Raw genomic sequence first — 24984 nt, 5'->3', positions numbered from 1 at the left:
GGAGCCCTCAAGCAAATGCACATAAGCTGAAGCTCAGATGAATGCGGGCTTCAGCAACGGTTCAAGGATCGCGCCGCAATCTGTCAGCGTGTGCATTTCTGGAGGAAACCGATGCGCAGGATAGTCTTAGCGGCCAGTTTGATCGCAGCTGGTCTTTTCGGAGGCGCGGCACATGCCATGCCGATCGGAAACATTGCCGTCCCGGCAAAACCCATCGCCGAAAAGGTCGATTGGGCTTGCGGCCGCGGTTACCACCTGAACCGGTGGGGCGATTGCCGCCCCAACCGCTGGCGGCCGCCGCCGCCCCGCTACAGCCATCGATGGGATCGGCGGGATCGATGGGACCACCGAGGACCGCCTCGCTGGGAATGGCGAGGCCATCGCGACTGGCGCCATTACCGGGATTGGCGTTGATACGAAAAAAGCCCTTCTGCTCTGCAGAGGGGCTTTTTTCGATGCGGGCCTGTGACGGCAGGGGTTGAATTTTAGTTACTTCTAACGAACATTTGTCAGATGGCGGCGTTTATAGTTAGGAGGAAGCGTCATGAAAAAGGATACCCATCGGCAGGTCAGAATTCCCGGGCCACGCGACCACGACGTCGCCGAACACTGCCGCAAAAACGGAATGCGGCTGGAGGACGAAAAAAAGATGTTGAGGCTGCTGGGGAAGCACGCACCAGTGCACGAGATCCATTCAAACTCGCCGCCACGACCACCGCGATTCCGCTAGGCGACAAAAACGCCTGCAAGCGCTACAGCCCCATGCCCGCCGGTTGCGTCCGATGCACCCCTTTGGGAACGAAGGCGAAGTTTTCAGCCAGGCCCAACAGGTCCGCGGCAAGATGGAGGGTCGAAAGCCACATTTCCGTGCCCTGCAGGCTTCCTGCCTGACCGTCGGCAAAGGCGAAGCCTGTTTTTTCCTGCCACCGGTCCGGCGAACGCAGAATGATGTCCTCAGCCACTGCTTCCGCCTGGCCGCGCATGAAATCCGTCTGCTTGAGGCACAACCAAAGCGGATGGATCGTATCGAGCAGATTGCAGGCCGTATAGGTTGGGCCGGAAAAACCGCGATTGCTTCGATAGTGCGCCATGACGGAATTGATCGCGGCTTCAGGAAGAGGAACAGGGATGCCGAACTGGGCATGGGCTCCGCGGGTGAGGCGATAAAAGCCGTTTACCGGCTGCAGCAGACCTTGTTCGGCGGTCGGCTTCCCCCACAAACCGGTGGAACGATCGATATGGGTCGAAAGCCAGCCAAAGAGGATTTCCTTTCCCCTGCCGCTTCTGAAATACCGGGCGTTGAAATAAAGCGCGGTGGCGATAGCGTCCACCCGGTCGCCGCACCACCATGCACGATGGCTCCAGGGCAAGGCCTCCAGCCAGTCGCAAAGCGCGACGGCGTCCATTTCGACGCCGGCGATTGGGTGAGACGGATGGGCGCCAAGTATCTCCAGCGTATAACCGACCGCCAGCACGTTATAGAGAGAAGGAGAATCATCGCGGATGTTCTTCGCAGGATCGGGTAGCCGAAACGGATCGGGAAAAAAGCCGGTTACCGGGTCCTGAAGCGCCTGCAGGCGATCGATGATCGTCTGCGCCTCGCTCCCCGAAGGCCGTTCTCCAAAACCGGCCGCGATCTCGATCGCATCGCATTCATGCCTGACGCTCATGCGCGCAACGCCGTCAGCATCCGGCGACAGATAACCGCGGGGCGTCAGATGCCGTTCCCGCACATCCCGCCACTCGGCTTCCGCCATCTTGCTGATCCGCACCAGCGCATGCTCGACCTCGGCCCGGCGCGATTTTCCGGCCGCTGCCGTTTCCCCGCGACGGCGCACGACTTTGGCCGGCACGCCCGCCGCGATCGCCAGATCCGGAATGTCCTTGGTGACAACCGCCCCGGCGGCGATAACGGCCCCCCTCCCGATCGTCACACCGTCCAGAATGACCGCATTGGCGCCTATCCACACATCGTCGCCGATCGTAATGCCGAGCGTCTCGTGAGGCTGATCGTTGATCGGCATGTCCGGATCGTCAAAGCCGTGATTGAAGCCGACGATCGACACGAGCGAGGCAATACGCACGCCGTTACCGCACCGGACCTTTCCGGAGATGCATGCGTAGGGGTTGACCGAACAATTGGAGCCGATTTCAACGTCTCCACGCACGAGGGCGTGCCCCGCAATCCAGGAACGATCGCCGAGGATCAGAGATGATGTGAAAATGCGGGCGTCGCTCGCGATGTAGGCGGTCTCTGCGATCCGCGCTCCTGCGGACTGTGCCAGTTTTTCCTTCAGCCTCTTTTGGAGATCGCCCTGGATATCTGCAGGCCTGCGCTCCCAGGTGAGGAATTGCAGCCTGGCTTCCCGATCCATCTCGGATTCGGAAACTTCTGGATCTGTCCGCATTTCGTCACTCGTTTTGCAGGCCGGCTTCCAGACTCGGAAAAATGCCGCCGGGAATCGGAATTCGGTGGGTCAATGTCATCATACCAATTTTTGACATTCAGCAAATTGAGGAAATACAGCAGACGAATTTAAGCGTCCAGCTTTTGTTTTCGGCCTTCTCCGGCGCGGATCGATGCCTCTCAGGATAAATGGAATTCACTCCCGCATTGATATGGCCCCCAATTTGTCATACACGTGTGATGAATACGGCGCAGACGCGTCGCGTCGTTGCAACGGGGATTGAGCGTGACAACCCAGACCAAGGATCGGAACAAAGGACCGGGATCGCTGGTCTCACGGGTCGGGGAAAGCCTCCGGACTGCAATTGCCAGCGGTCAGTACTCGCCCGGCGACAAACTCCCAAGCGAAGTCGAACTGACGGAGACGCATGGCGTGAGCCGTACGGTGGTTCGCGAAGCGGTCGCGGCGCTCAGATCGGACGGGCTTGTCGAAGTGCGGCAGGGCGCGGGAATTTATGTGCTCAGCCAGGAGAGCTCACCTCCCTCCGGTCGCAAAATCGACCGGGCGCGCGTATCGTCCGACCTGGAGGTGCTCGAGGTGCGGGCTCCGCTGGAGATCGAGGCTGCCGGTCTGGCGGCAATGCGCCGGTCTCCGGCGCAGGAAGAAGCTATCTTCGATTGTCATCGGCATATTCTGCAATGCATCGAGCGGAACGAATCCATCCGCGAGGCGGATCTTGCGCTGCATTTCGCCATCGCCGACGCCACGAACAACCCGCTGTTCCGGCAGCATCTGGAATTTCACGGCACCGCGGCCATTCCGCAATCGAGGGCGACGCCGGGGGAACGGTCCGGAGAACAGACCGCCTACCGCCGCATGATCCATACGGAACATGAAGCGATCGTGGTGGCGATCTCGGATCGCAACGAGGAGGCGGCGCGCAATGCCATGCGCGACCACCTGAGAGGAAGCCAGATCCGCTACCGGGATGTGTTGAGGGATTTCAAAGCGTTTTCCAGCTGATGCCGCAGCGGGTCAGCCGCATGGCCGGCCCGGCTCTTAAGCCCCAATCCGCTGTGAACAGCACCGAAGGTTGACCCCGTTTGAAAAGGCGGCAAGCGCCTGGCTTTACTTGCAAACTCGCAAAAAAATGGCGGGGACATCATCGGCGACGATCGTGACCACACCCGATCTGCATTTCATCTCAGTAGATCAAGGCTTTACGGGACCGATCATAGGGGTCAACCTTCGACGCTGATTCACACACTGGCGGTCTGCCGGTCATTCTCCTTGGTCAGCTCAGGCCGTACCAGGTACCGCGGCCTGCTCCATGAAGGGCTAGATGCCCCTGCGAGTTTAATGCGCGCAGATGAATCCTTGACGGTATTTCTGCTTGCGCCTGTGACCTTGGCCGCGTCCATCACGGTCACTCTTCCACGCTCGCGAGCCAATTCGAGAATTGCGATGGACAGCTCCGGCAGATCACCACGAAGGATGCGCTCGCGCTCGATCTTGCGCTCCAGCCGCTGTTTCTGCCGCTGCAGGCTTCGCTGGAAGAACTCGACCCACGGATTCCAATCCTGCTTATCGGCTCGGATCGTGCCCTGTGTCCGCCGCAGTGCAAGATAATATCCGCTCCCACTGCTCGTCCTGAAGGACTACACGATCCAAAACACCCATGACTGTCTCCAAAAGACAGTCATGAATCTGATTTGTACAGCCTTGGAAACCCAAGAGCCCACCCTTCTTGAAGCGCAACCGCCGCCGCCGGTTATCAAGATTGGGTGTCGGGAACTCGGACCAGCTCCCCCTGATGGCGCAGCAGGTCCAGAATTGTGAACCTTATGCCCACGTAAGCCACATATAAGCGGCGGCCGTCCAAGAAAAGCCGAGGCCGCCGCAGCCTTCGCCCGTCACCGGGTCGAAATATTCGGCAAAACCTTCCGCCTCGATCGCCGCGACCGTCGATATGCGCAGCTCTTCGGCCGCTTCCAGCTGACCGTTGCGCTTGAAGCCGTCGATCAGCAGCCAGTTGATGATCGCCCAGGCAGGGCCCCGCCAGTAGCGTTTCGGTTCCCAGCTTGCGATGCCCGGCTTGGTGGTCGGGAAGGCGACTTTGAGGCCCCTCGACCAGGCCTTCATCTCATCGACCAGCGCATCGGCGATATTCTTTTCCAAGTCGAGCGCCAGGAGGGGGATGAAGCCCGCCTGTGTCGCGGCTTCGATATCCTCGCCAGAGATCAGGTCGCGGGACACGAAGCGGGACAGGGCCGGACGCCATTGCGCGAGTATCGCCTTGCGAGTGAGCTCGTTGAAGGCGGCGATCTCGGCGGCATCCTTCATCCGGCCGAATTCGCGGGCGAGATGTTCGAGGTCCTCGCCGGCCTTCAGCAGGATAGCCGTGGTCTGGATCTCGGCCACCTTGAATGGCGCCTTTTCCCATTGTTTCGCTGGATCCCAACCACAGGCGGCATAGGTGTCGACCAGATGGATGAAGCGGTTATAGTCCTCGTCGCGCGGGCGCATCGAGGCGTTCACGTGACCGGTATCCTTGCGCACGACCGGCGTGTCGGTGGTGGTCGGCACGCGGGCGAGCGCGATGTCCCAGGCCGGCGAGTTGTCGCTGCCGCTCTCCCAGGGGTGCAGCAGGGCGACCAGGCCAGTGCCTTCCGGATCACGCGCGGAATACCACCAGCGATGCCATTTCAGCGCGGCCTCGTAGAGCGGCAGGGTGCGTGCCTCGGCGCCGCTGCCGGCCGCCTCGAAAACCTTGCGCAGCGCGATCGCAAAGACCGGCGGTTGGGTGATACCGGAGGTGGGGATCGTGTGGCGGGTGCGCCAGACGCTCGGACCGGGGAAATAGGTCTCGCTCGGCTGGTGGAAGACGATATGCGGCACCATGCCGTCCGCCCACTGGCCCTCGATCAGCCGCTCCAGTTCGCGATAGGCACGGTCGGTATCATAAAGCGCGAAACCCATGGCGACGAAGGCGGAATCCCAGTTCCACTGGAAGGGGTAGAGCCGGTCGGTCGGCACCGTATAGCCGCCGCGGTCATTGGCGACGAGGATGCGCTTCGCCTCGGTGATATGCACGTTCATGTCGGGTACTCCGGTATGCTCAGGCCGAAACGGCCGGAATGGACCTGCCGCTTTCGGGCGAAAGCCAGGTGATGCGCTTGCTGTCGAGCTTCAGGCCGATCGTATCGCCGCTCTTCACGGTCTCGGATGCCGGAAGGATGACCCGCACCGGCTGGTCGTGGATGGAGCCGGTCAGCAGCAGGTGCGAGCCCATCGGCTCGGCGACCCGCACCTTCATCTCCAGCCCCTGGGGCAGCGGCGCCAGTTCGACCGCCTCGCCGCGCAGGCCGAGCACGATTTCATTGCCGACATCCTTCGGCGCCGCAAGCTGTTCTTCGCCTGCCGCCACCTGGCCGTTCGAGACGGGCACCTTGATGAAGTTCATCGGCGGGTTGCCGATGAAACCGCCGACGAAGCGCGTGGCCGGATGATTGTAGATCTCGACCGGATGACCGACCTGCTCGACGACGCCATTGTGCATGACGGCGATACGATCCGACAGGCCCATCGCCTCTGTCTGGTCGTGGGTGACATAGATGGTCGTCGTGCCCGCCGATTGCAGCACGGTCTTCAGTTCGGTGCGCATTTCGAGCCGCAGCAATGCGTCGAGGTTGGAGAGCGGCTCGTCCATCAGCAGCACCTTCGGCTTGACGGCCAGCGCGCGGGCAACCGCCACGCGCTGGCGCTGGCCGCCCGAAAGCTTGTTCGGGTAACGGTCGAGATACGGCTCGATATGCAACAGACCGGCCGCCTTCTCCACCTGCGCCTTCACCCGCGCCTCGTCCGCCTTCTGCATGCGCAGTCCGAAGGCGACGTTTTCGTAGACCGTCATATGGGGGAAGACCGCATAGTTCTGGAAGACCATCGCAAGCCCGCGATCCTTGGGCGCCAGGCCGATGATCGACCTGTCGCCGATGCGGACATCGCCCGAGGTCGAGGTTTCGAGACCGGCGATGATGCGCAGGAGCGTCGTCTTGCCGCAGCCCGAGGGACCGAGCAGCGATACGAACTCGCCGTCGTTGATCGTCAGCGAGACCTCCTTCAGCGCCTGGAACGCGCCAAAACTCTTGCGGATGCGGTCAATGACAATATTGGCCATGTCGATGGTCCCGTTATTTGGAGGAAATGCCCCAGATCGCGAAGAGGTAACGCCTGACCGCGAAGATGAAGACAACGGAAGGAAGAATGAGCATAAGCCCGCCGGCAAAGCGGTAATGCATCGGGCTTTCCGACAGCACCGTCAGCAGATAGGCCGTGAGCGTGCGGTTGCGCACCGTCAGTACCGAGGCGGCGAACACCTCGTTCCAGGAGATGACGAAGGCGAACACGGCCGTGGCGACGATGCCGGGCAAAGCCAGCGGCGCGACCACCTTGAAAAAGGCCTGGACGCGGGTGCAGCCGAACACCCAGGCGGCCTCTTCGAGTTCTTTCGGAACGCCCAGGAATATGCCCTGGGTGACGAGCGCCGCAAAAGGCAGCGCCAGCACCGTGTGGATGAGGCCGACGCCGATGATCGTGTCATAGAGGCCGAGTCGGATGAAGGAGACGGTGAGCGGCAGCGCCAGGATCGCCAAGGGGAAGGCGCGGGTCAACAGGACCAGAAGCCGGTAGCTGTCCTTGCCCCGGAAATCGTAGCGGGCCAAAGCATAACCCGCCGGCGCGCCGAGCAGAATGGACAGCGCTACCGTGATGCCCGCCGCTCCCAATGAATTGAGGAAGGACTGGACGACGCCTTCGGTTGTCAGGAACAGAATGAAGGGTTCGAGCGAAATTCCGGTCGGCAATCCCGTCTTCGGCCAGATATAGACGCCCTGCCGACCGCCGAGCGCACCAAGCGCCACCAGATAGATCGGCACCAAAACCCAGGCGCAGAGCGCCGCGATACCGCTCCAGAGGAGCCAGCGGCGGGAGGAGGCGAAGCTTGCGGGACTGGCCTTGATCGTGCTCATGGTTTCCTTACTCATGGCAAGCGCTCCGGATCGACTTTCAGGGCCTTCAGATAGATCAGCGTCGCCGCAAGCGAGATGATCATGATCAGCACCGCGTAGACCGCCGCGACGCTGTAATTCTGGTTCTGGTTCTGCCAGTTATAGGCCTCGCCGACGAGGACCGGGAAATTTCGCCCGCCGAGCGCGTAGACCACTGCGAACACTTCGAAGGCGAGTACGGTGCGCAGAATCAGCGCCGATTGCAGGGCAGGCCGGATCAGCGGCAGGGTGATGCGCCAGAAGCGCGTCCATGGGCCGGCGCCGAAGATCTCGGCGGCTTCCTTGAATTCCTTCGGTACCTGGTTGAGACCGGCGACGATGATGACCATGACGATCGCCGTGCCGCGCCAGATTTCCGCAACTGCGATCGCTATGAAAAGCGCGATCGGTGTCTGGTAGGACAGCCAACTCGCCTGCCGGCCGATCACACCGAGGCTGAAGAGGAGCGAGTTGAAATAGCCCGTATTCTGCAGGATCGACAGCCAGACGAGGCCGGCAGCGAGGTCTGAAATGCCAAGCGGGATGGTCCAGATCCAGAGAATGGTCTCGCGGCCGCGGCCGACCTTGGAGACCATCGTACCCATGGCAAGCGCGATAGCGATCTGCACCGGCACGACGACGATCGTCAACAGAAAGGTGTTCCTGACCGAACGGGTGAAATTGATATCGGTCACCATGCGCTCGGCATTCGCCAGCGACGGTGCGCCGTTGTCCGAGAGAGCCAGCCAGATCGTCTGCACCAGAGGCACGACGAAGAGCAGCGCCAGAAAGGCGACTGACGGCAGGATCAGCAGATAGGGGATCCAGGGTCGGTTTTGGGTCATCGGCTCCCGCCTCGGACATGTTGAAGGGTAAGGTGCGCCCGGGCATTCGCGCCCGGACGCTTCCCGGGAGGATTACTGGACCGGGCAGGCACCGTCGCTCTTGGCGTCCGGAGCCCAGCAGGGTGCCTTGGTGTCCGTCATCAGCTTGGCCATGGTGGCGCCCTGTTTGACGAGCACGTCGGCGACGGGCTCGTTCTGCAGCACGATGCGTTGGAAGGCGTCCATGTAGACCTTGTTGAATTCGCCGCCCTTGTCGCCAAGGCCGACCGGGAGAAGCGAGATCACGGCGTCCTTGGAGCCCTGCGTCTTGGTGACCGCACCGGCGAGAAGCGCCACGCCCTTGTCGAGGTCCGGCGGCAGCTGGACGTTGAGCGTCGGGAAGAAGCCGACCTTCGAAGCCGTCAGCAGCTGGGTTTTCTGCGTCGTCAGCGTTTCGATGACCTTCGTGGCCCCTGCCGTGTCCGGTGCGCCCTTGGGGATGGCAAGCCCGGCCAGAACCGGCATGTAGCCGCGGCCCTTGGGGCCGGCTGGTGCCGGGAAGACGACATAGTCATCCGGTGCCGCCGAAATGGCGTTCTTCAGGCGAGCGACATGGTCCCAGGCGACCATGACCTCGCCCGAGGCCAACGGTTCCTGCATGAAGTCGTAATTGGTCGAGTTCGGGGTGACATAGGCCCAGAGCGCCTTCAGCTTCTCCCAGCCGGCTGCGGCATCTGCATTCTTGAAGGTGCGCACTACGCCGCCGGTGAAGGACGGATAAAAATAGCCCTGGAAATAACGCGCCATCAGGCCCTTCGGACCAGCCGGGAAACCGATCTGCGGCTGGCCGGTGGCAGCTTGCATATTCCTGCCCCATTCGATCAGCTGGTCGTAGGTCAGCGCGTTGATATCTGCGCCCTTCGGCAGGTATTGCAGGGCTTCCTTCTTCGCGGCCATGACATAGGTCGCCTGCATCCACGGAATATACTGCTGCGTGGGCTTGCCGAGCTTGCCGAGATCAAGAACCGATTGCGGCATGCCGCCGGCGGCGAGCTTCTTGGCAAGTTCGTCGAGCGGTTCGAGCTGGCCCCTGTCGGCGAGCGGCGAAAGCTCGCCATGCAGCGCGCCGACGAGGCTGACGGTGTGCTTGCCGGCCTGCGCTTCGGCCTCCATGCGCACTGCGAACTGCGGCGGCTCCTCGACCACGTAGTCGACCTTGCCGGCATCCTTCAAAAGGTCCTGCCGGACCACGGTCGCCTCCTCGATCGGGCGAAGCTGGGTGGATACGAAAACCGTCTGGGCAAGCACCGGCGAGGCGAACGCCAGCACCGTCGAAGCCAGAATTGTAAGTGACACGATACGCTTCATCTTCTCCTCCTTCATTGTTCTTTGTCTTGAATGCACTGCTGTCTATGCCGCCAGTGGCGGGCGGCGGTGACTGTCGCGATCGACGAATTCGATCGCGTGAAGCTCCTGGAGCTCTTCGGCGGGCTCTCCGGCGATGGCGCGCAGCAGCAGCGAGGCGAAGCTCGCGCCGAGGTTCTCGCCGGTCATGCGCATGGTCGAGAGCGGCGGGCTGGTGAAGGCACCCATCGGCAGATCGTCATGGCCAACGATGCTGATCTGGTTACCGCCATCGACCTCGCGCAGCGCCCGCAGCGCACCGATCGCCATTTCGTCGGTGGCGCAGACAAGGGCGGTCGGCCGCGACGGCTGGCGCAGCAGTTCCAAGGCTGCGAGATAACCGCCCTGTTCGAGCGGCGCTCCTTCGGCGCAGAGATCGGCCGCAAGCCCGCATTCCTCCATCGCCGCCTGCCAGCCGCGGCGACGGACATGCGCGAAGTAATATTCCTGGGGCCCGGCGATATGGCCGATGCGCCGATGCCCCGCCGCATGGAAGCGCAGCGTCGCGGCGCGGAACCCGGCAAAACCATCGCCGTCGATAAACGGATGGGGGATCAGGCTCTCGGTGCGGCCGTTGGTGACGAAGGGAATGCCACGCGACTGAAGGTATTCGACGCGCTCGTCCTTGCGTTTGGTGCGGACCAGCAGCATGGCGTCAACGCGGCGCCCATCGACGAAACGTTGGCATATCTCAAGTTCGCTGACACCCCGTGGCACAGGCGCGATAACGAGATTGAGACCGGCCGCGGCGAGATGTTCGGCGCAGCCTGACAACATGTCGAGGAAATGAGGGGGGCCTACGTGGCCAGGATCACTCGGCAGCGTCACGGCGACCAGTTCAGCGCGCTGCTTGCGCAACCGACGAGCGGAGGCATTCGGCCGATAACCTGCTGCCTCTGCTGCCTCACGAACCCGCGCGCGGGTGGCCGCGGACACGTCGGAATAACCATCAAGTGCTCGGGACACAGTGGTAATCGACAGTCCGAGCGAATGTGCAAGCTGTTTCAGATTAGCCAAAATCTTTCTCCCGAATTGAAGCAAACATTCTCCAAAACGTTTTGAGAGTCAACCAAAACGTTTTGGAGGTCCCTCCGGCACCTATCGTCTTCCAAGCGTGGCTCGTCGAAATTGAGTTGGCCGAGTTTGCGTCCGGATGGCGCTGACTACCCCCCGGGAAGCGGACCTTCGCCGGCGGTTGGCGGCCGGGCGTGACGTTGATCACGATCCGTCGTCCGCACTTGACGACATCGAAGCCACTTCAGCGTCCCAGACATATCGACGTCGGTGACGATGTTCTATCGGCTGTTAGATCCGCGCATATCGCTGCGATCGTCGCCGGATTAGGCGGCACCAGGGCAGAAATCCTGGCGTTGGCCTACGCGATACCGGAGATCATCGCCAGATCCCCTCGCTTCGATCGACTTGTTTCGACGCCGGCATTGGTCGTTGTCGCACGATCGCGGTCTAAAGGATGATTTCCGGGCGTCTCAGGCCGCCAGCCTCGTCTATGGCCGGTTTCGCTACGGTCCTGACGGCAATGATCCTCGGGCTTTCAGCGATCATCGCGTTTGTTGTAACGAAACCGTTTTGATCGGATCGGCGTACCGCGTTAATGGTGCCACTTACCAAGCTCCTGATAAACATGAGCGGGTGCAAGTCGTCTTGGTGATTCCGGGGCAAAGAATGCTATAGTGTGCCGGCGAGCGCGTGCTGCGGCTTTAGAGATTCTAAGAAGGAAGCTGATATGGGATGGAAAACGCCGAAGGTCGAGTTCGTCAACGGTTATAGGATTGTTGAGCTCGAGGGACCGACCTTCAAAGTTTATGACGGCGACCGCCAGCTCGGTGAGGACTTCCCCTACTCTGGCGAAGCGGCCGCTCACGCGAAGTCCCTTCCAACGCTGGATGCTCCGCGGCGCTGAGTAGGACTTCCGAGCGATTTTCAGGCACGTCCTCTTCGGCGGTCTCGGTGGAAATCGGACTCCGAGACACTTAGCACGCGGCTGAAAAACTCATCTATGGACGCTGAAGACGAAACATGATTCCTGTTTGTGATGTTGAACAGGGGCATGGGCACGCGTGGTTTGGATACGGAGAGCGGTTCGCTCAGTGCCCAGTTCACACTAACAATGACTGCCTGCAATCTCGCAAGGATGCCCAGATTGATCGACGCGTAACTGCTCGGCGTAGAGCATCCAAGACACCCGCCCGCGTAACACACAAAGTGTCCGTTACCTGTCACCAACCGCAATCGCAGAAAGCGATCCTTCAAGGACATGCGACCTGTTGGTAGATCAAGGCTCTGCGGGCCCGATCATAGGGGCAACCTTCGGCGCCGATTCACACCTATGGCGTGTCACATCTAGTAATTTTAAGAAGAAAATCAACGACTGCGCGCACCTTTGCAGGTGTCCGACGGCTCGCCGGAAAGACGATCGCAATCGGGTCCGCCTCAATCTCGTAATCTTGCAGCAGGGGCACCAGCAGGCCCCGCTGCATCTCCTTGCGGAACAGCCACCATGTCGCCTGGGAAATACCGAGGCCGTTGATAGCCGCCTCCCGCAGGATATCGCCACTATCCGTGATGAGGCCACCGGAGACACGGATCACCTCGTCACTGCCCTTCTTCCCACGAAAATGCCAGTTTGAGCCGAAGGCGCCGGTGATGCAATTGTGCTTTACGAGATCCATTGGCGTTTCGGGCATACCATGCCTCTCAATATAACTCGGAGCAGCGACGGTCTTTTGGGCGCCGCGCACTAGTATCCGGTTGATTAGCCGGGAATCAGCGAGACGGCCGGAATGGACCACGAGATCGAAACCACCCTCGATCGGGTTTGCGGTCTGGCTCTTGAGGCAGAGGTCGAGCACCACGTTCGGATAACGTTCGTAAAACTCCGGGAGCGCCGGAATGACGGTCATCCGTGCGAATGAGGGCGGCAACGCAATCCGGACTGGACCGGTCGGCGCGATATTCGCTTCCTTGATGGATCCCTCCGCTTCGTCAAGATCGATCAGGATCTGCCGGCAGCGCTCGTAATATTCGGTGCCGTATTCGGTGAGATGCATGCGCCGTGTGGTTCGATGCAGGAGCTGCACACCGAGCCCTTCCTCCAGACGCGTCACGCTTTTGGTGACCGCGGAGGTCGAAGACGCGAGCGCCTTGGCGGCCGCAGTAAAGCCACCCAGCTCAGCCACGCGCACAAACGACAGAATGTCTTGGAACTTGTTCACCGCAAATCGTACTTCATTGCTTACATCCTGCGCAAATTGGCGCGCGATTGATCATCAGCTTAACGCTCCGCCCGTCGATCACAAGCCATGAGGCAATGTCAGCAATTTACGTGCCGTTCCTGCGGGCTTTTTTAGCCGGCGAACCGGAAATTGATATTTTCCAAAACCGCATATTCCCCTTTTCGTCCAACTGGAAACACTAGGGGCAAGGACGCTGAAAGCGCCGGGGAACGAATCCGATTGGAAAAAACTTGCCGGGATACTGGTTCGACAGCGCATTGTGTCTAATAGAAGAGACTGGCCGTTTTCACGCGGAACAGCGTTCGATTGAGATCGATGACGCTCTGATTGCAGCCATGCACCCGGCTGGTTCACGTCCTTCTCAGGATCGCGAATTCGTCGACGCCCGCGACTTGATCGCGGTGCCGGGCCTGGTCAACTGCCACAGCCACTCGCCCGACAATCTCGTTCGCAGCACTACCGGCGACCTGCCCCTCGAGCTCTGGTCACTGACCTCATCAGCTGGACGCGAAAAGCGAAGCCTGCGCGAAATCTACATTTCCACGATGCTTGGTGCGATCGAGATGATGCGGACCGGCACGACCGCCGCTCTCGATCACGTCCGCATTTCGCCCGATATTGATGGCGAAGCGCTGGATGCCGTCGCATCTGCCTGGCGCGACAGCGGTATGCGGGCCGTAATCGCTCCTGTCGTCTCCGATAGAAGCGTCGTCGAAACCATGCCCTTCGAAGAAGACGACCTCGCCGGCCTCGACCTTTCGGCCTACGGCACCCGCACGCCACTCCCCGCTCGCAAGCAGATGGCGATCGCCGAGGCTTTCTTTCATCGCTGGCATGATGCTGCGCACGGCAGGATCCGCGTCGCCATCGGTCCTTCCGGCCCGCAACGCTGTTCAGATGATCTCCTCACCGCTGCGGCCGATTTCAGCCGCAGGCACGATACGCTGCTCCACACCCATGTCCTCGAAACGAGGCTGCAGCGGGAAATTGGCCTCAAGCTTTACGGCGGCGGTATGATCGCCCATCTCGACGATCTCAGCCTGCTGACGCCGCGCACCAACCTTGTGCATTCGATCTGGCTGGAGCCGGACGATGCGGACCGGGTCGCTGCAGCCGATGCGACTGTGATCCATAACCCCGTCTCCAATGCGCGGCTCGGCAGTGGTTATTGCTCGCTCCCGGATCTCATCGGCAAGGGTATCCGCATCGGGCTCGGCACCGACAGCGCCTGCTGCAACGACAGCGCCAATCTTCTGGAAACGATGAAATGGGCGGCCTTGGTTCACCGCCTTCGGTTAGATGACGAGACCGCCTGGCTGGGACCTCAGAGTGCGCTGCGGCTCGGCACGTCTGGCGGCGCGAACGTGCTCGGATTGAAGATGACGGGCAGGCTTGAGGCCGGCTGCGCGGCCGACATCACTTTCTTCAAACGCAAGGCGCCGGCATTTTCGCCTCTCCATGATCCGGTCCGCCAGCTGGTCCTTTCGGAGAGTGGCGCAGCAATCGATCGGGTGATGATTGCCGGCCGCGTCGTGGTATCAAACGGTCGCTCGACTGAAATCGACGAAACCGCAATCTGGGACGAGGCGCAGGCGATCGCCGACAGGAGACGCATCAACGGCAAGGCGGCGCAGGCGGCCACGCATGCTCTGGAAGGTCCGATCCGCAAGATGCGCAGCCGTTTCAACACCGGCTGGGCGGGAGGCTGCTCATGTCATTAGCTTGGACACGGGAGCCATTGCGCTTCTTCCAGCATCTGCTGCGTGAAACCGATGCCTCGACCCTGAGGATCGACGGCCTGATCGATGAAATCAAAAGCGTCGGCGCCAATGCCTGCATCGTCATGGGCGGCGGGTTTTCGGCCTGGTACCCGACCGACCTTTCCTCGCAGACGATCAACCCGCATGTCCGAAGCGATTTTCTCGGCGATTTCCTGGTCGCCGCGAAAGTTGACGGTATCCGGACACTGGTGAGGATGGATATTTCCAAGGGCCGCGCCGGCATGGAAGACAGGCATCCCGACTGGTTCGTTCGCAAGCCGGACGGAAGCGTCAGCAGCGTCTGGAATATGCCGCAGATCTGCGCCACCGGTCCGTTCTGGCAGCAGGAAACCTTCTCGATTCTCGGTGAAATCCTGAGCCGTTACCCCTCCGCCAATGGGTTCTTCTTCAACTATCTGCATGTGCCGCGCTGTTACTGCGACCGATGTCAGGATCTGGTTTTCAGGGCCACTGGAGAATCTGTTCCGGCACCGGATCGCCGTATTCCGGCCTACGAGGCATGGCGGCAGGACTTTCTGGCAGACTACATGGGTCGGGTCCGGAGCTTCATCCGGGCATGCAATCCGGCCGCAGCGCTTGTACCCTATCACCACGTCCATGACGGTTGGAACATCCGGCGGATGGCCGCAATCACCGACATCATCGGCTCCCAGGTTTCGAACCCCGTCATGCCGAACCCGGTCGATCCACAGCCGATCTGGAACCTCTGGGCTGCCGAAGAAGCACTGACGGCGCGGGCGCTGAAGCCCGATCACGCGCCGCTGCTCATCCAGACGACATCGGAAGTCTTCGCCAGCCGGCAATCGGCCATGCCGGATGCCTGCCTCATCCACAATCTCATCCAGGCGGCTGCTCACGGTGCCGCGACGGCGCCGGCGGTCAACGGCATGCTGAATCAGGAAGATGCGCGTTTCGTGCCCGCACTTCAGACATTCGGTCGGTACCTGCAGGAGAATGCGCGCTGGTATCGCGATCTCAAGAGCCCGGCGCGCGTTGCAATCGTCCGATCGGAAGACAGCAGACTGTGGGGCACAGATGCCGGCCGGCCGGCCGGTAAAGCAGAGGCTAACGGACATATCGGCGAATTCCGCGGCTTCTGCGAAATCATCTCGGACCTGCGCTACCCGTTCGACATCCTGGTCGCCCCCGGCCTGACGGTCGCCGAACTCGGCCGCTACGACCTCGTCATCCTCCCCGCCGTGGAGTGCCTCTCCGATGTGGACGCCGCGACCCTGGATGCCTACGTGGCCGCCGGCGGCAAGCTGCTCGCAAGCGCCGATCTTGGCGCCGCCGACGAGGCCGGCCATGAGCGGCAATCTGCGCCACTTCATTGCCTACCTGCCCTTCCCGGCAATGGTCGCACGGCCATAGGCGCCTATCTCGCCCTCGGACGCTTGGAGTTCCGAAATGCATTGAGCGGCATCCCACGCGTTCCGGCGGCCGGTGAATTCTGGACACCATTCGCCGATGGCAACAGCAATGACGACCTTCGTCTCATCGGCCCGTTTGCCAACAACGCCCCGGAATTTACGATGGTGGAAGGTGCCGGCAAGGAACCGGGCCTGATCGAACGGGATTTTTACAAAGGCCACGCGATCTGGCTGCCATGGCGTATCGGTTCGCTTTACCATCGTCATTCTATGCCGGAATATCGCAAGCTGCTGAGTGTGCTGATCGAACGCCACGTGGGCGCCGCTCCGGTTCGCACCACGGCACCTCTTGCGGTCGAAACGATCCTTTACGCCCATCCGGATGGAATGGTGCTGCATCTGATCAACGGGGCATCGGCAAGAACGAAACGGCTCACCGAGCTGACGCCGCTTGCCGGATTCGACGTCGCGATCGAGACTGACTGCGGCTTCGCTCTATCACTTCACGACGACAAGGAACTGCCCGTCACAAGGGCAGGCAAAATGATGATCCTGCGCATCGAATGCCTGGATCACTTTGCGGCTATCGCCCTCACAAGGGGTTCAGCCGGGAGGAAGTGCGCTTAAGGAAGGCCGAGAGATCCATTCGATGGACGCCGCGTGGCTCCATCAAACGCAAGAAGAAAAAAGGGTGAACAGATGAATCATATTCTGAGACGACATCTTATGGCCGGCGCGATAAGCACCGCCGTAACCGTATCGATGCCGCTTGTCGCAGCAGCCCAAAGCACCTCGACGGTCGTGATCGCACAGGCAGCCGATGCCTATTCCATGGATCCGGCCAAGCACTCGGCCTTCCCGACGGCCAACATTCTTTTCCAGATCTATGACGGCCTGGTCACGCAAAACGAGAAGGGCGAGATCGCGCCGGCACTCGCGACGTCCTGGAGCAATCCGGATCCGCTGACATGGCGCTTCAAGCTTCGCGAAGGCGTCAAGTTCCACAACGGCGAGGCATTCAACGCAGCCGCCGTCAAATACACCTTCGACCGCGCCCTCGATCCGAATTTCAAGGCGCCCTATTACTCGCGCATCTCGCAGATCAAGGCTGTCACCGTCGTCGATGATTACACGATCGACATCAAGACCGACAAGCCATTCCCGACCATGCTGCTATCGCTTTACGAGGCAAGCTTCCCGGCCCTGATCGTTGCGCCGACCTATACGGCGCAGAACAATGGCGCGGATCTTGGCGCCAAGCCGGTCGGCACAGGCCCCTATCGCTTCGTTGAATGGAAGAGGGACGAACGCGTCGTGCTCGAAGCCAATCCCGATTACTGGGGCGGTAAACCGTCGATCGCCAAAGTGATCTTCCGGCCGATAAAGGAAACCCGCACCCGTATCGCCGAACTGAAGAGCGAGGGCGTCGATATCGCCGTCGACGTGCCGCCGGAAGACATCGCCTCACTCGAAAGCGGCGATACCAAGGTCGTCTCCGTTCCCAGCGAATTTCTCTATTTCCTGGCCTTCGACACCACCCGGGACACGCCGCTGAAGGACAAGCGCGTTCGTCAGGCGATCAACTACGCCGTCGATGTCGATGCTATCCAGCAGGCGCTGCTGAACGGCATGGGCACGCGCATCGCGCTCACTTTGCCGAGCAATGCCTTCAGCTACGACCCGTCCTGGAAGCCCTACCCCTACGATCCGGCCAAGGCCAAGGCGCTTCTGGCAGAAGCCGGTTATCCGAACGGCTTCACGATTCCGCTGATGACCCGCAAGGGCCGTTACATGAAGGACAGCGAGATCGTCGAGGCGACAGCGGGCTTCCTCTCCAAGGTCGGCATCAAGGCCAATATCCAATATCTGGAACCCGGCGTCTGGGGCCAGGTCTCCGAAAAGAAGGGGCGCGAAGGCATCACCTTCCCGGGCTGGAGCGGCCGCGACCCGAACCTTGTCTGGGCGCCTCTTCTGCATACCGGCGAATATCAGAGCTATTACAGCAACCCGGACCTGGACAAGCTGCTCGACGCCGGCGCCGCGACCATCGACCCGGCCGAGCGCAAGAGCATCTACACCAAGGCCGCGGCGATCATCAAGGATGACGCGCCGCACCTGCCGATGGTGCAGCCGCCGCTGATCTACGGCCTCGACAAGAAGCTCTCGTGGACGCCGCGTGCCGATGGAATGATCGACCTGCGCAAGGCGCACTACTGATAAACGTCCATTCGCGGCCGGGCATCCCGTCCGGCCGCGAATGTCACCCGGAGTGAACCAAGGTCTTGGCCAATTTTCTGATATCCCGATTGCTTTATGCCACCGTCGTGCTGCTCGGCGTGTCGGTTGCCGTGTTTTTCTTGATCCGGATCGGCGGCGATCCTTCCGCGCTGTTCCTGCCACCCGAGGCCCCGGTCGAGGAAATCCAGCGTTTCCGTCACCTGATGGGCTTCGACCGGCCGCTGCTCGTCCAATATTTCGAATTCCTGGGCCGCGCCGTCCAAGGCGACTTCGGCATGTCGCTGCGTTACGAACAACCGGCAATGAGCCTGGTGCTCGAGCGGGTCCCGGCGACCCTCGAGCTTGGCGGCATGGCGTTCGTGATGTCTCTGGCGGTTGCCATCCCGCTCGCAATCCTCGCCGCCGCCAACCGCGGTTCGGCGATCGACCGGGCAAGCCTGCTGATCTCGCTGATCGGGCAGAGCTTTCCGGCCTTCTGGCTGGCGATCATGCTGATCTTGCTGTTTTCCGAGACCTTCTATATCTTACCACCCTCGGGCCGCGGCGGCTGGCAACATCTGATCATGCCGGCGATCGTACTTGCCACCTATTCGACCGCGATCATCACCCGCCTGCTTCGCTCGTCGATGATCGAGGTGCTGCAATCGGACTACGTACGCACCGCACGCGGCAAGGGTGTCCGCGAAAGCCGCATCATCCTCAGCCACGCGCTGCGTAATGCCGCGATCCCAACCTTGACGGTGATCGGCCTGCAGGTCGGCGCTCTCCTCGGCGGCGCGGTGATCACGGAAGAAGTCTTTGCCTATCCCGGCATCGGCCGGCTCGCCATCCAAGCGATCGCCAATCGCGATTTCACGGTAGTGCAGGCCTTCGTGCTGTTCATGGCAGTCGTCATCGTCGCCATCAATCTTCTGGTCGACCTCTCCTACGGCTTTCTCGATCCGCGGCTGCGGAGGAACAAATGACCGCATTTCTGAAGCGCTATCTGGCGAGCCACCTCGCCGCCATCGGCCTCGCGATCATCGTGATTGCGTTATTTGTCGCGATCTTCGGTCCCTGGCTCGTCCCTTACGATCCAAGTTCCCAGGAGATCCTCCAGCGTTTAAAGCCGCCATTCTGGAGCAATGCCGAAGGCATCCATCTGTTTGGCACCGATGCGCTCGGCCGCGACATCTTTAGCCGCATCATCATCGGTGCACGCGTCTCGATGATGGTCGGGGTCGCGTCCGTCGTTATCTCCGGCATCGTCGGCGTCACCTTCGGCTTGATCGCCGGTTACGAGGACAAATATGCCGGCCGCGTACTGATGATGCTGACCGATATCCAACTCGCCATCCCCTTCCTGGTTTTGGCACTTGCGGTCGCCGCGGTTGTCGGTCCCAGCCTCTGGAACATCATCACCATCCTCGGCCTCACGAACTGGGTACAATACGCCCGCGTCGTTCGCGCCGAATGCCTTGTCCTGCGCGAGCGGGAATTCATCCAGGCGGCGCATATGATGGGCATTTCCGCCACCCATATCCTGACGCGCCACCTGCTGCCCAACGTCATGTCGTCAGTCATCGTCATCTCCAGCCTGCTGGTCGCCAAGATGATCCTGTTCGAATCGTCGCTGAGCTTCCTCGGCCTCGGCGTACCGCCGGAAATGCCGACCTGGGGCACGATGATCTCGGAAGGACGCAATTATATCGGCAATGCCTGGTGGGTGGCGACCATCCCGGGGTTCGCGATCTTCTTCACCGTCGTCGGCACCAATCTCGTCGGTGACCGCCTGCGCGATTTGCTAGACCCGCGCCTGCGGCAGATGGAGGGCTGAGCGATGGCGAAGTCCGCCACCTATGATATCCTGGTCCCCGGCTTTCCCGGACGCAGCACTCGCGGTTTCTTAGGCTGGAGCACGATCCTGCTCCTCAAGAGCCGCGAAGGTTACGCCCTCTTCGATACCGGCGGCAGCGGCGATCGGCCGGGCCTGATGGCAGCGCTCAAAGACCGCGGCATAGAACGCGACGAAATACGCACGATCGTCCTCTCCCACCTGCATTTCGACCACATGGCGAATGTCGAGTGTTTCCCGAAAGCCGAGATCATCCTGCACGAGAGCGAGTTTTCCTATGTGCAGGACCACAAGCACGACGATCCGGCGATCTCGATTTTCCAAGTCGAGGGTCTGTTGCGCAGCCCGTTGCTGACCCTTGTCTCAGGCGAACTGGAAGTGCTGTCTGGCATCCGGATGATCCAGACGCCAGGACATAGCGGCGGCCATGTTTCACTGGTCATGACCGTTGCCGGCAAATGCGTCGTGCTCGCCCAGGACGCGATCAAGCATCGCGGCGAGATCGAAGCCGGCGCGCCGGCCGGTGCCTTCGACGAGGAGGTGGCTCGCGCCAGCATCCGCCGCATCGCGGCGATGGCCGATATCATCGTGCCTGGCCATGACGGCCCGCTTACCATGGAAAACGGCGGCGTCATCGCCTCGACGCCGGTCTCGACCGAGATCGGCCTGACGCTCGACGGCCGTCGTTTTCTGCTGGAGGCCTGAGAGATGCTGACGCTGCTTCACAACGCCTTTCTCTGCACCGGCCTGCCCGGCGGCTTTTATCCGGACGGAGCACTGTTGATCCGCGGCAGCAAGATCATCTGGGCCGGCGCGCTGGCCGACCTGCCGCCGCAGGCGGAACCGGTCAGGCGGCAGGATGTCGGCGGCCGCGTGATCATTCCCGGCCTCATCAACACCCATGCGCATGGCGGGTTGTCCACCCATCGCGGCTGCTGCGATGAGGGCGACCTGTTCCAATGGGCCGCAGCACTCGCGCCCCACACCTCGCACCTCACCGTCGAGGACAACCGGCGGGGCTGTTATCTCGCGATCATGGAAATGGCCCGCAACGGCATTACCACCGCCTGCGACTGCACCCGCTACGGCGCCGGCGTCTTCGCTTCGGTCGCCACCGAGATCGGCATGCGCTCGTTAAGTGGCGCACTCGTCAACTCTCCCGAACTTCGTCGCAACGGCCGGCCGAACTGGCCTCTGGCGCTGGAAGAAACCAAGGAAGCTATCGAGGCTCACAAAGGCAACGGCCTTGCCCGCTTCTATCTCGGTGGCCATTCGCCCTATAGCTGCACGCCGGCGCTCCTACGGGAGGTCAAGCGTGAAGCCGACAAGCTCGACCTGCCCTTCGTCATCCACGTCGCAGAAAACAGACGCGAAAACGAGATGGTCATGGAGCAGTACGGCCAGTCGCCGACTGCATGGCTGCATCGCCTCGGTGTGCTGGACCGTCGCTCGGTTCTTGCCCACTGCGTCTGGGTCGATGAAGCGGACATGGATATTCTTGCCGAGACCGGCGCAGGCGTCGCCCACAATCCGGGCAGCAATGCAAAGCTCGCGAGCGGCATCGCCCCTGTACCGGCGCTCCGAAGGCTCGGCATTCCGGTTGGGCTCGGCACCGACAGCACGCTCAGCAACAATTGCCTCGACCTCTTCCAGGAGATGAAGCTTTCTGTATTGCTGCAGCGTGCGGCAAGCCTTGATGGGACGATCGTGGGCGCCGGGGATGCGTTCTCCATGGCGACGCTCGAAGGCGCGCGGGTGCTTAACTGGGAAACCGAAATCGGCAGTCTCGAAGTTGGCAAAGAGGCCGACCTCGTCATTCTCGACGTCAGCCACCCGCTTGGCCTGAACCCCGAGCGGGTCCAGTCCGACCTAGTCTACCATGCAGGACCGCAGCATGTGCGCGGCGTCATGGTGGCCGGCCGAATGATCTTCGAGGACGGCCGACTACTCACTGTCGATGAGCCGGCCATCCGTCACGCAATCCACGAACATTACAGACATCAATGACAAAGGACCAAACCATGACGGATGCACCTGTCGGGCTCATCACCAGCGCCGCCTCCGACAATCTCCTGAAAGACCGCCGGCTGGAAATGGTCTCGACACCCTGGGGCGAAGCGCCCGTGCTGCTCGGCCTGATCGGCGGCCGGCAATCGGCCGTCATCCTGCGCTACGGCGAAAACTTGACGCTGCCGAGCCACAAGATCAACTATCACGCCAATATCTGGGCGCTGCGTGAACTCGGCGTCGAGTCGATCATCTCTCAGAACGCCATTGGCTCGGTCAACCCGGCCATCCGTCCGGGCGATATCGTCATCTCCGACGATTTTCTCGACAAGACCAAGTCACGCGCCCAATCGCTGTTCGACGAAAGCGAATGCTGGGTGCGCGTCGATTTCACCGACCCCTTCTGCCCGCGCCTGCGCACCGACCTGATCGCCGCCGCAAACCGCTACAGCAACCGGGTGATCGAACGCGGCACGTTCGTCTGCACCGAAGGCCCTCGTTTCGAGACGCCGGCGGAAATCCGCGCCTATGCGCGCGAGGGCGGCGATATCGTCGGCACGCCGCTGGTACCGGAAGTGGTCTTCGCCCGCGAGGCGGAAATGTGCTTCGCGTCTATCGCCCCGGTGATCAACTTCGGCGCCGGCATGGCCCCGGCCGTCGTCCATTTCGGACCCGGCAGCATGAACGAGATCTACTACAAGGAAGGCCTGCACGACTTGATTGAGAAGACTCTGATCGACGCGATCTCGGGCATTTCTACAGAACGAAACTGCACCTGCGGTAGGGCGTTGGACGGTGGCTTTCATGGACAACCGCCGGCGTGGTTGAAGCGACGGACGTCCTAGCTGGTATGATCATATGCACATCGCGAGCTTCGCAAACTGATCAAGAGAACGAAGATGTGACCCCATTGCCTCACCAAGCTGCTGGCTTTACGGTTTATCTCGTCCCCTTTGCGACTCGCGGCTATCAGACAGATAGTTCATCAATTCGGCGACGACACGTTGAGACCTCTGACCAACAGGTAGAGCTTAGCGGTCTCTTCCAACTCCTCGGCTGCGTATTGCGCGTCCAGCAACGATTTTCCCGAAACTTGTCCGTCGTCGAATGATTTGAGACTTTTCGGCTCTGGAAGACTGGAGTTTCCGGCTCGGTTGCGGTTTGATCTAAGCCGCTTTGGCGTGGCGGTTCAAGCGGCGTAGTCTGATGGTGTCGCGTTTTATCCTTTCACGTTCGAGCAGGATGGTCTGGCCGCGCTCGAAGTAGACGTCGGCCGGGGTGAGATTGTCGAGGCTCTCGTGGTATCGGCGGTGATTGTAATGCTCGACGAAAGCCGCGATCTGCGCCTCAAGGTCAGTTCCAATTGGCGAGACATTGACTTCCAATCAGCCGAGGGCGATAGTCCCAATCGTCCGAGATCCGAGGAAGGCATGTTCGAGAGGTTTGTAGAGCAGCGGGCAGAGGAAGCCCTTTCGGATACTCCAGTCGTCCTCATCGTGGGACCGCGCCGAGCCGGCAAGACCACACTTGTCCGAAAGATGGGAGAAGCTGGCCGAACCTACATCACGCTCGATGATCAAACAGTGCTTGAGGCCGCGCAATCCGATCCTGCCGGCTTCATTCGGGGCCTGGATAGAGCCATCATCGACGAGATTCAGCGTGCGCCAGACCTGCTGCTGGCGATCAAGAAGACAATCGATGAGGACTATCGTCCGGGCAGGTTTCTACTTACCGGGTCAGCAAACGTGCTGACTTTACCGCGGATTGCGGACAGCTTGGCTGGGCGAATGGAGACCATCCGAATGCTGCCGCTGGCAAGGGCCGAGATCGAAGGCCGGACGCCGTCCTTTCTGGAGCACCTTTTCGACGGGAAGCTAAAGAGCCCGCAGAACTCTATCATCGGAGACGACTTCGTCCAACTCGTTCTGCTCGGGGGATTCCCTGAAGCGATCAGCCGCAACAGCGAACGACGACGGCAAGATTGGGCACGGTCCTATCTGACTTCTATCCTGACCCTAGATTTGCGGGACATTGCCGATGTGGAGAAGCTGACCGAGTTGCCGAAGTTCGTGCGGCTATTGGCCGAACACACAGGCCAATTGGTCAACTACTCGCAGTTCGGCGGCAGCATCAACGTCAGTCACAAAACGGGGCAGCGTTATGTCGGGCTGCTCGAACAAGTGTTTCTAGTCGCAACGGTACAGCCTTGGTTCACCAATACGCTGAAGCGTATTGTCAAGACGCCCAAGCTGCATTTCCTCGACTCAGGCCTGCTGGCCAGTGTGCGCGGGCTCACCTTCGACCGAGTGAAGGCGGATCGCGGAACATTCGGCGCGCTGCTAGAGAGCTTCGTGTTTTCCGAAGTTCTGAAGCTAATGACGGCGTCGAACCTGCGGTTGACACCATATCATTTCCGGGATCGGGACATGCGCGAGGTGGACATTGTACTGGAACGCGACGATGGGATGATCGCTGGCATCGAGGTCAAGGCCAGCGCCACGGTCAAGGCCGGCGATTTCAGAGGGCTCCGCGCACTTGCAGAGGCCTGCGGCGATCGTTTCGCCTTCGGGGTCGTCCTCTATGACAGCACTGATGTGGTGCCGTTCGGCGACAAGCTGGCCGCAGCGCCGCTGTCCAACATGTGGGGCTGAGAAATGTTCGCAGAAGCCAAAGGGAGGACCAACACATCGTCGGCCAACGTATCTGTAGCCGAGAAAAGTGGCCAGGACGCTCTCGAAATTTTCGCTGGAAACGTTCGAATACCCTTTGGAAATCTTCTACTGGCGGTGCTTTGCACTTGTCGAATTTGGATTTTATGT

21 protein-coding genes and 1 pseudogene are annotated in these 24984 nt (G+C 61.0%); 13 read left to right on the top strand and 9 right to left on the bottom strand.

Going from position 1 to position 24984, the window contains the following annotated elements:
- The first annotated feature begins 111 nt into the window (after positions 1-111).
- The gene (locus GQ59_RS33560; protein ID WP_084683033.1) at positions 112-414 is read left to right on the top strand and encodes a GCG_CRPN prefix-to-repeats domain-containing protein; all 303 of its coding nucleotides are present in this window, start codon (positions 112-114) and stop codon (positions 412-414) included.
- Positions 415-544: 130 nt separating this feature from the next.
- The gene (locus GQ59_RS30940) at positions 545-730 is read left to right on the top strand and encodes a hypothetical protein (protein ID WP_084683030.1); all 186 of its coding nucleotides are present in this window, start codon (positions 545-547) and stop codon (positions 728-730) included.
- A gap of 22 nt (positions 731-752) precedes the next feature.
- Here GQ59_RS30940 and GQ59_RS04935 read toward each other — a convergent pair whose 3' ends face one another.
- Positions 753-2408 carry an acyltransferase gene (locus GQ59_RS04935; protein ID WP_037078370.1) on the bottom strand — a complete coding sequence of 552 codons (1656 nt, stop codon included), beginning with the start codon at positions 2406-2408 and terminating at the stop codon, positions 753-755.
- Between the two features lie 285 nt (positions 2409-2693).
- Between GQ59_RS04935 and GQ59_RS04930 the strand changes: the two genes are divergently transcribed.
- Positions 2694-3431, top strand: a complete 738-nt coding sequence (locus tag GQ59_RS04930) for a FadR/GntR family transcriptional regulator (protein ID WP_084683090.1) — start codon at positions 2694-2696, stop codon at positions 3429-3431.
- 819 nt (positions 3432-4250) lie between these two features.
- Here the strand turns inward: GQ59_RS04930 and GQ59_RS04925 are convergent.
- The 6 genes from GQ59_RS04925 to GQ59_RS04900 form a co-directional block, all read right to left on the bottom strand.
- Entirely contained in the window at positions 4251-5507 is a 1257-nt protein-coding gene (locus GQ59_RS04925; RefSeq protein ID WP_037078365.1) for an MGH1-like glycoside hydrolase domain-containing protein, read from the bottom strand.
- 19 nt (positions 5508-5526) lie between these two features.
- Positions 5527-6585: an ABC transporter ATP-binding protein gene (locus GQ59_RS04920; RefSeq protein ID WP_037078363.1), complete on the bottom strand. Its 1059-nt coding sequence runs from the start codon at positions 6583-6585 to the stop codon at positions 5527-5529.
- Positions 6586-6598: 13 nt separating this feature from the next.
- Entirely contained in the window at positions 6599-7450 is an 852-nt protein-coding gene (locus GQ59_RS04915) for a carbohydrate ABC transporter permease (protein WP_037078361.1), read from the bottom strand.
- Positions 7447-8298 carry a carbohydrate ABC transporter permease gene (locus GQ59_RS04910; RefSeq protein ID WP_037078359.1) on the bottom strand — a complete coding sequence of 284 codons (852 nt, stop codon included), beginning with the start codon at positions 8296-8298 and terminating at the stop codon, positions 7447-7449. The genes GQ59_RS04915 and GQ59_RS04910 overlap by 4 nt, the downstream gene beginning before the upstream one ends.
- A gap of 72 nt (positions 8299-8370) precedes the next feature.
- Positions 8371-9645, bottom strand: a complete 1275-nt coding sequence (locus tag GQ59_RS04905; RefSeq protein WP_037078356.1) for an ABC transporter substrate-binding protein — start codon at positions 9643-9645, stop codon at positions 8371-8373.
- Between the two features lie 42 nt (positions 9646-9687).
- Positions 9688-10698 (bottom strand): substrate-binding domain-containing protein, encoded by a 1011-nt coding sequence (locus tag GQ59_RS04900; RefSeq protein ID WP_037078353.1) that lies wholly within the window; start codon positions 10696-10698, stop codon positions 9688-9690.
- Positions 10699-11425: 727 nt separating this feature from the next.
- On the opposite strand from GQ59_RS04900, the gene GQ59_RS32640 reads away from it, so the two are divergent.
- The gene (locus tag GQ59_RS32640) at positions 11426-11602 is read left to right on the top strand and encodes a hypothetical protein (protein ID WP_167336290.1); all 177 of its coding nucleotides are present in this window, start codon (positions 11426-11428) and stop codon (positions 11600-11602) included.
- Positions 11603-12026: 424 nt separating this feature from the next.
- On the opposite strand, the gene GQ59_RS04890 is transcribed toward GQ59_RS32640, so the two are convergent.
- On the bottom strand, positions 12027-12914 hold the full coding sequence (locus GQ59_RS04890) for a LysR family transcriptional regulator (RefSeq protein ID WP_037078348.1): 888 nt from the start codon (positions 12912-12914) through the stop codon (positions 12027-12029).
- A gap of 251 nt (positions 12915-13165) precedes the next feature.
- Here GQ59_RS04890 and GQ59_RS04885 point away from each other — a divergent pair, with 251 nt between their 5' ends.
- The 8 genes from GQ59_RS04885 (at position 13166) to GQ59_RS04850 (ending at position 23010) form a co-directional block, all read left to right on the top strand.
- Complete coding sequence (locus GQ59_RS04885; protein ID WP_152564232.1) at positions 13166-14656, top strand: amidohydrolase family protein; 1491 nt, start codon at positions 13166-13168, stop codon at positions 14654-14656.
- Positions 14647-16713: an alpha-amylase family protein gene (locus GQ59_RS04880; RefSeq protein ID WP_084683028.1), complete on the top strand. Its 2067-nt coding sequence runs from the start codon at positions 14647-14649 to the stop codon at positions 16711-16713. The genes GQ59_RS04885 and GQ59_RS04880 overlap by 10 nt, the downstream gene beginning before the upstream one ends.
- 72 nt (positions 16714-16785) lie before the next feature.
- Positions 16786-18303 (top strand): ABC transporter substrate-binding protein, encoded by a 1518-nt coding sequence (locus tag GQ59_RS04875; RefSeq protein WP_084683025.1) that lies wholly within the window; start codon positions 16786-16788, stop codon positions 18301-18303.
- Positions 18304-18368: 65 nt separating this feature from the next.
- A complete protein-coding gene (locus tag GQ59_RS04870; protein ID WP_037078336.1) occupies positions 18369-19289 on the top strand; it encodes an ABC transporter permease in 921 nt (306 codons plus the stop codon).
- On the top strand, positions 19286-20140 hold the full coding sequence (locus tag GQ59_RS04865; protein WP_037078332.1) for an ABC transporter permease: 855 nt from the start codon (positions 19286-19288) through the stop codon (positions 20138-20140). Before GQ59_RS04870 ends, GQ59_RS04865 begins: the two co-directional genes overlap by 4 nt.
- Positions 20141-20143: 3 nt before the next feature.
- A complete protein-coding gene (locus GQ59_RS04860; protein ID WP_051903795.1) occupies positions 20144-20863 on the top strand; it encodes an MBL fold metallo-hydrolase in 720 nt (239 codons plus the stop codon).
- A 3-nt stretch (positions 20864-20866) separates the two neighbouring features.
- Positions 20867-22165, top strand: a complete 1299-nt coding sequence (locus GQ59_RS04855; protein ID WP_051903794.1) for an amidohydrolase family protein — start codon at positions 20867-20869, stop codon at positions 22163-22165.
- Between the two features lie 14 nt (positions 22166-22179).
- On the top strand, positions 22180-23010 hold the full coding sequence (locus GQ59_RS04850; protein ID WP_162183284.1) for a phosphorylase family protein: 831 nt from the start codon (positions 22180-22182) through the stop codon (positions 23008-23010).
- 321 nt (positions 23011-23331) lie between these two features.
- Here GQ59_RS04850 and GQ59_RS04845 read toward each other — a convergent pair.
- Positions 23332-23520 (bottom strand): annotated as a pseudogene (locus tag GQ59_RS04845) (integrase core domain-containing protein); the annotation flags it as partial.
- 75 nt (positions 23521-23595) lie between these two features.
- Between GQ59_RS04845 and GQ59_RS04840 the strand changes: the two are divergent.
- Entirely contained in the window at positions 23596-24816 is a 1221-nt protein-coding gene (locus GQ59_RS04840) for an ATP-binding protein (RefSeq protein ID WP_037078329.1), read from the top strand.
- Positions 24817-24984 lie beyond the last annotated feature (168 nt).

This window comes from Neorhizobium vignae (genome assembly GCF_000732195.1).
In the GTDB taxonomy this organism is placed as follows: Bacteria; Pseudomonadota; Alphaproteobacteria; order Rhizobiales; family Rhizobiaceae; genus Neorhizobium; species Neorhizobium vignae.
Note: the sequence above shows the minus strand (reverse complement) of the source record. Positions and strands in the feature narration are given on the sequence as shown.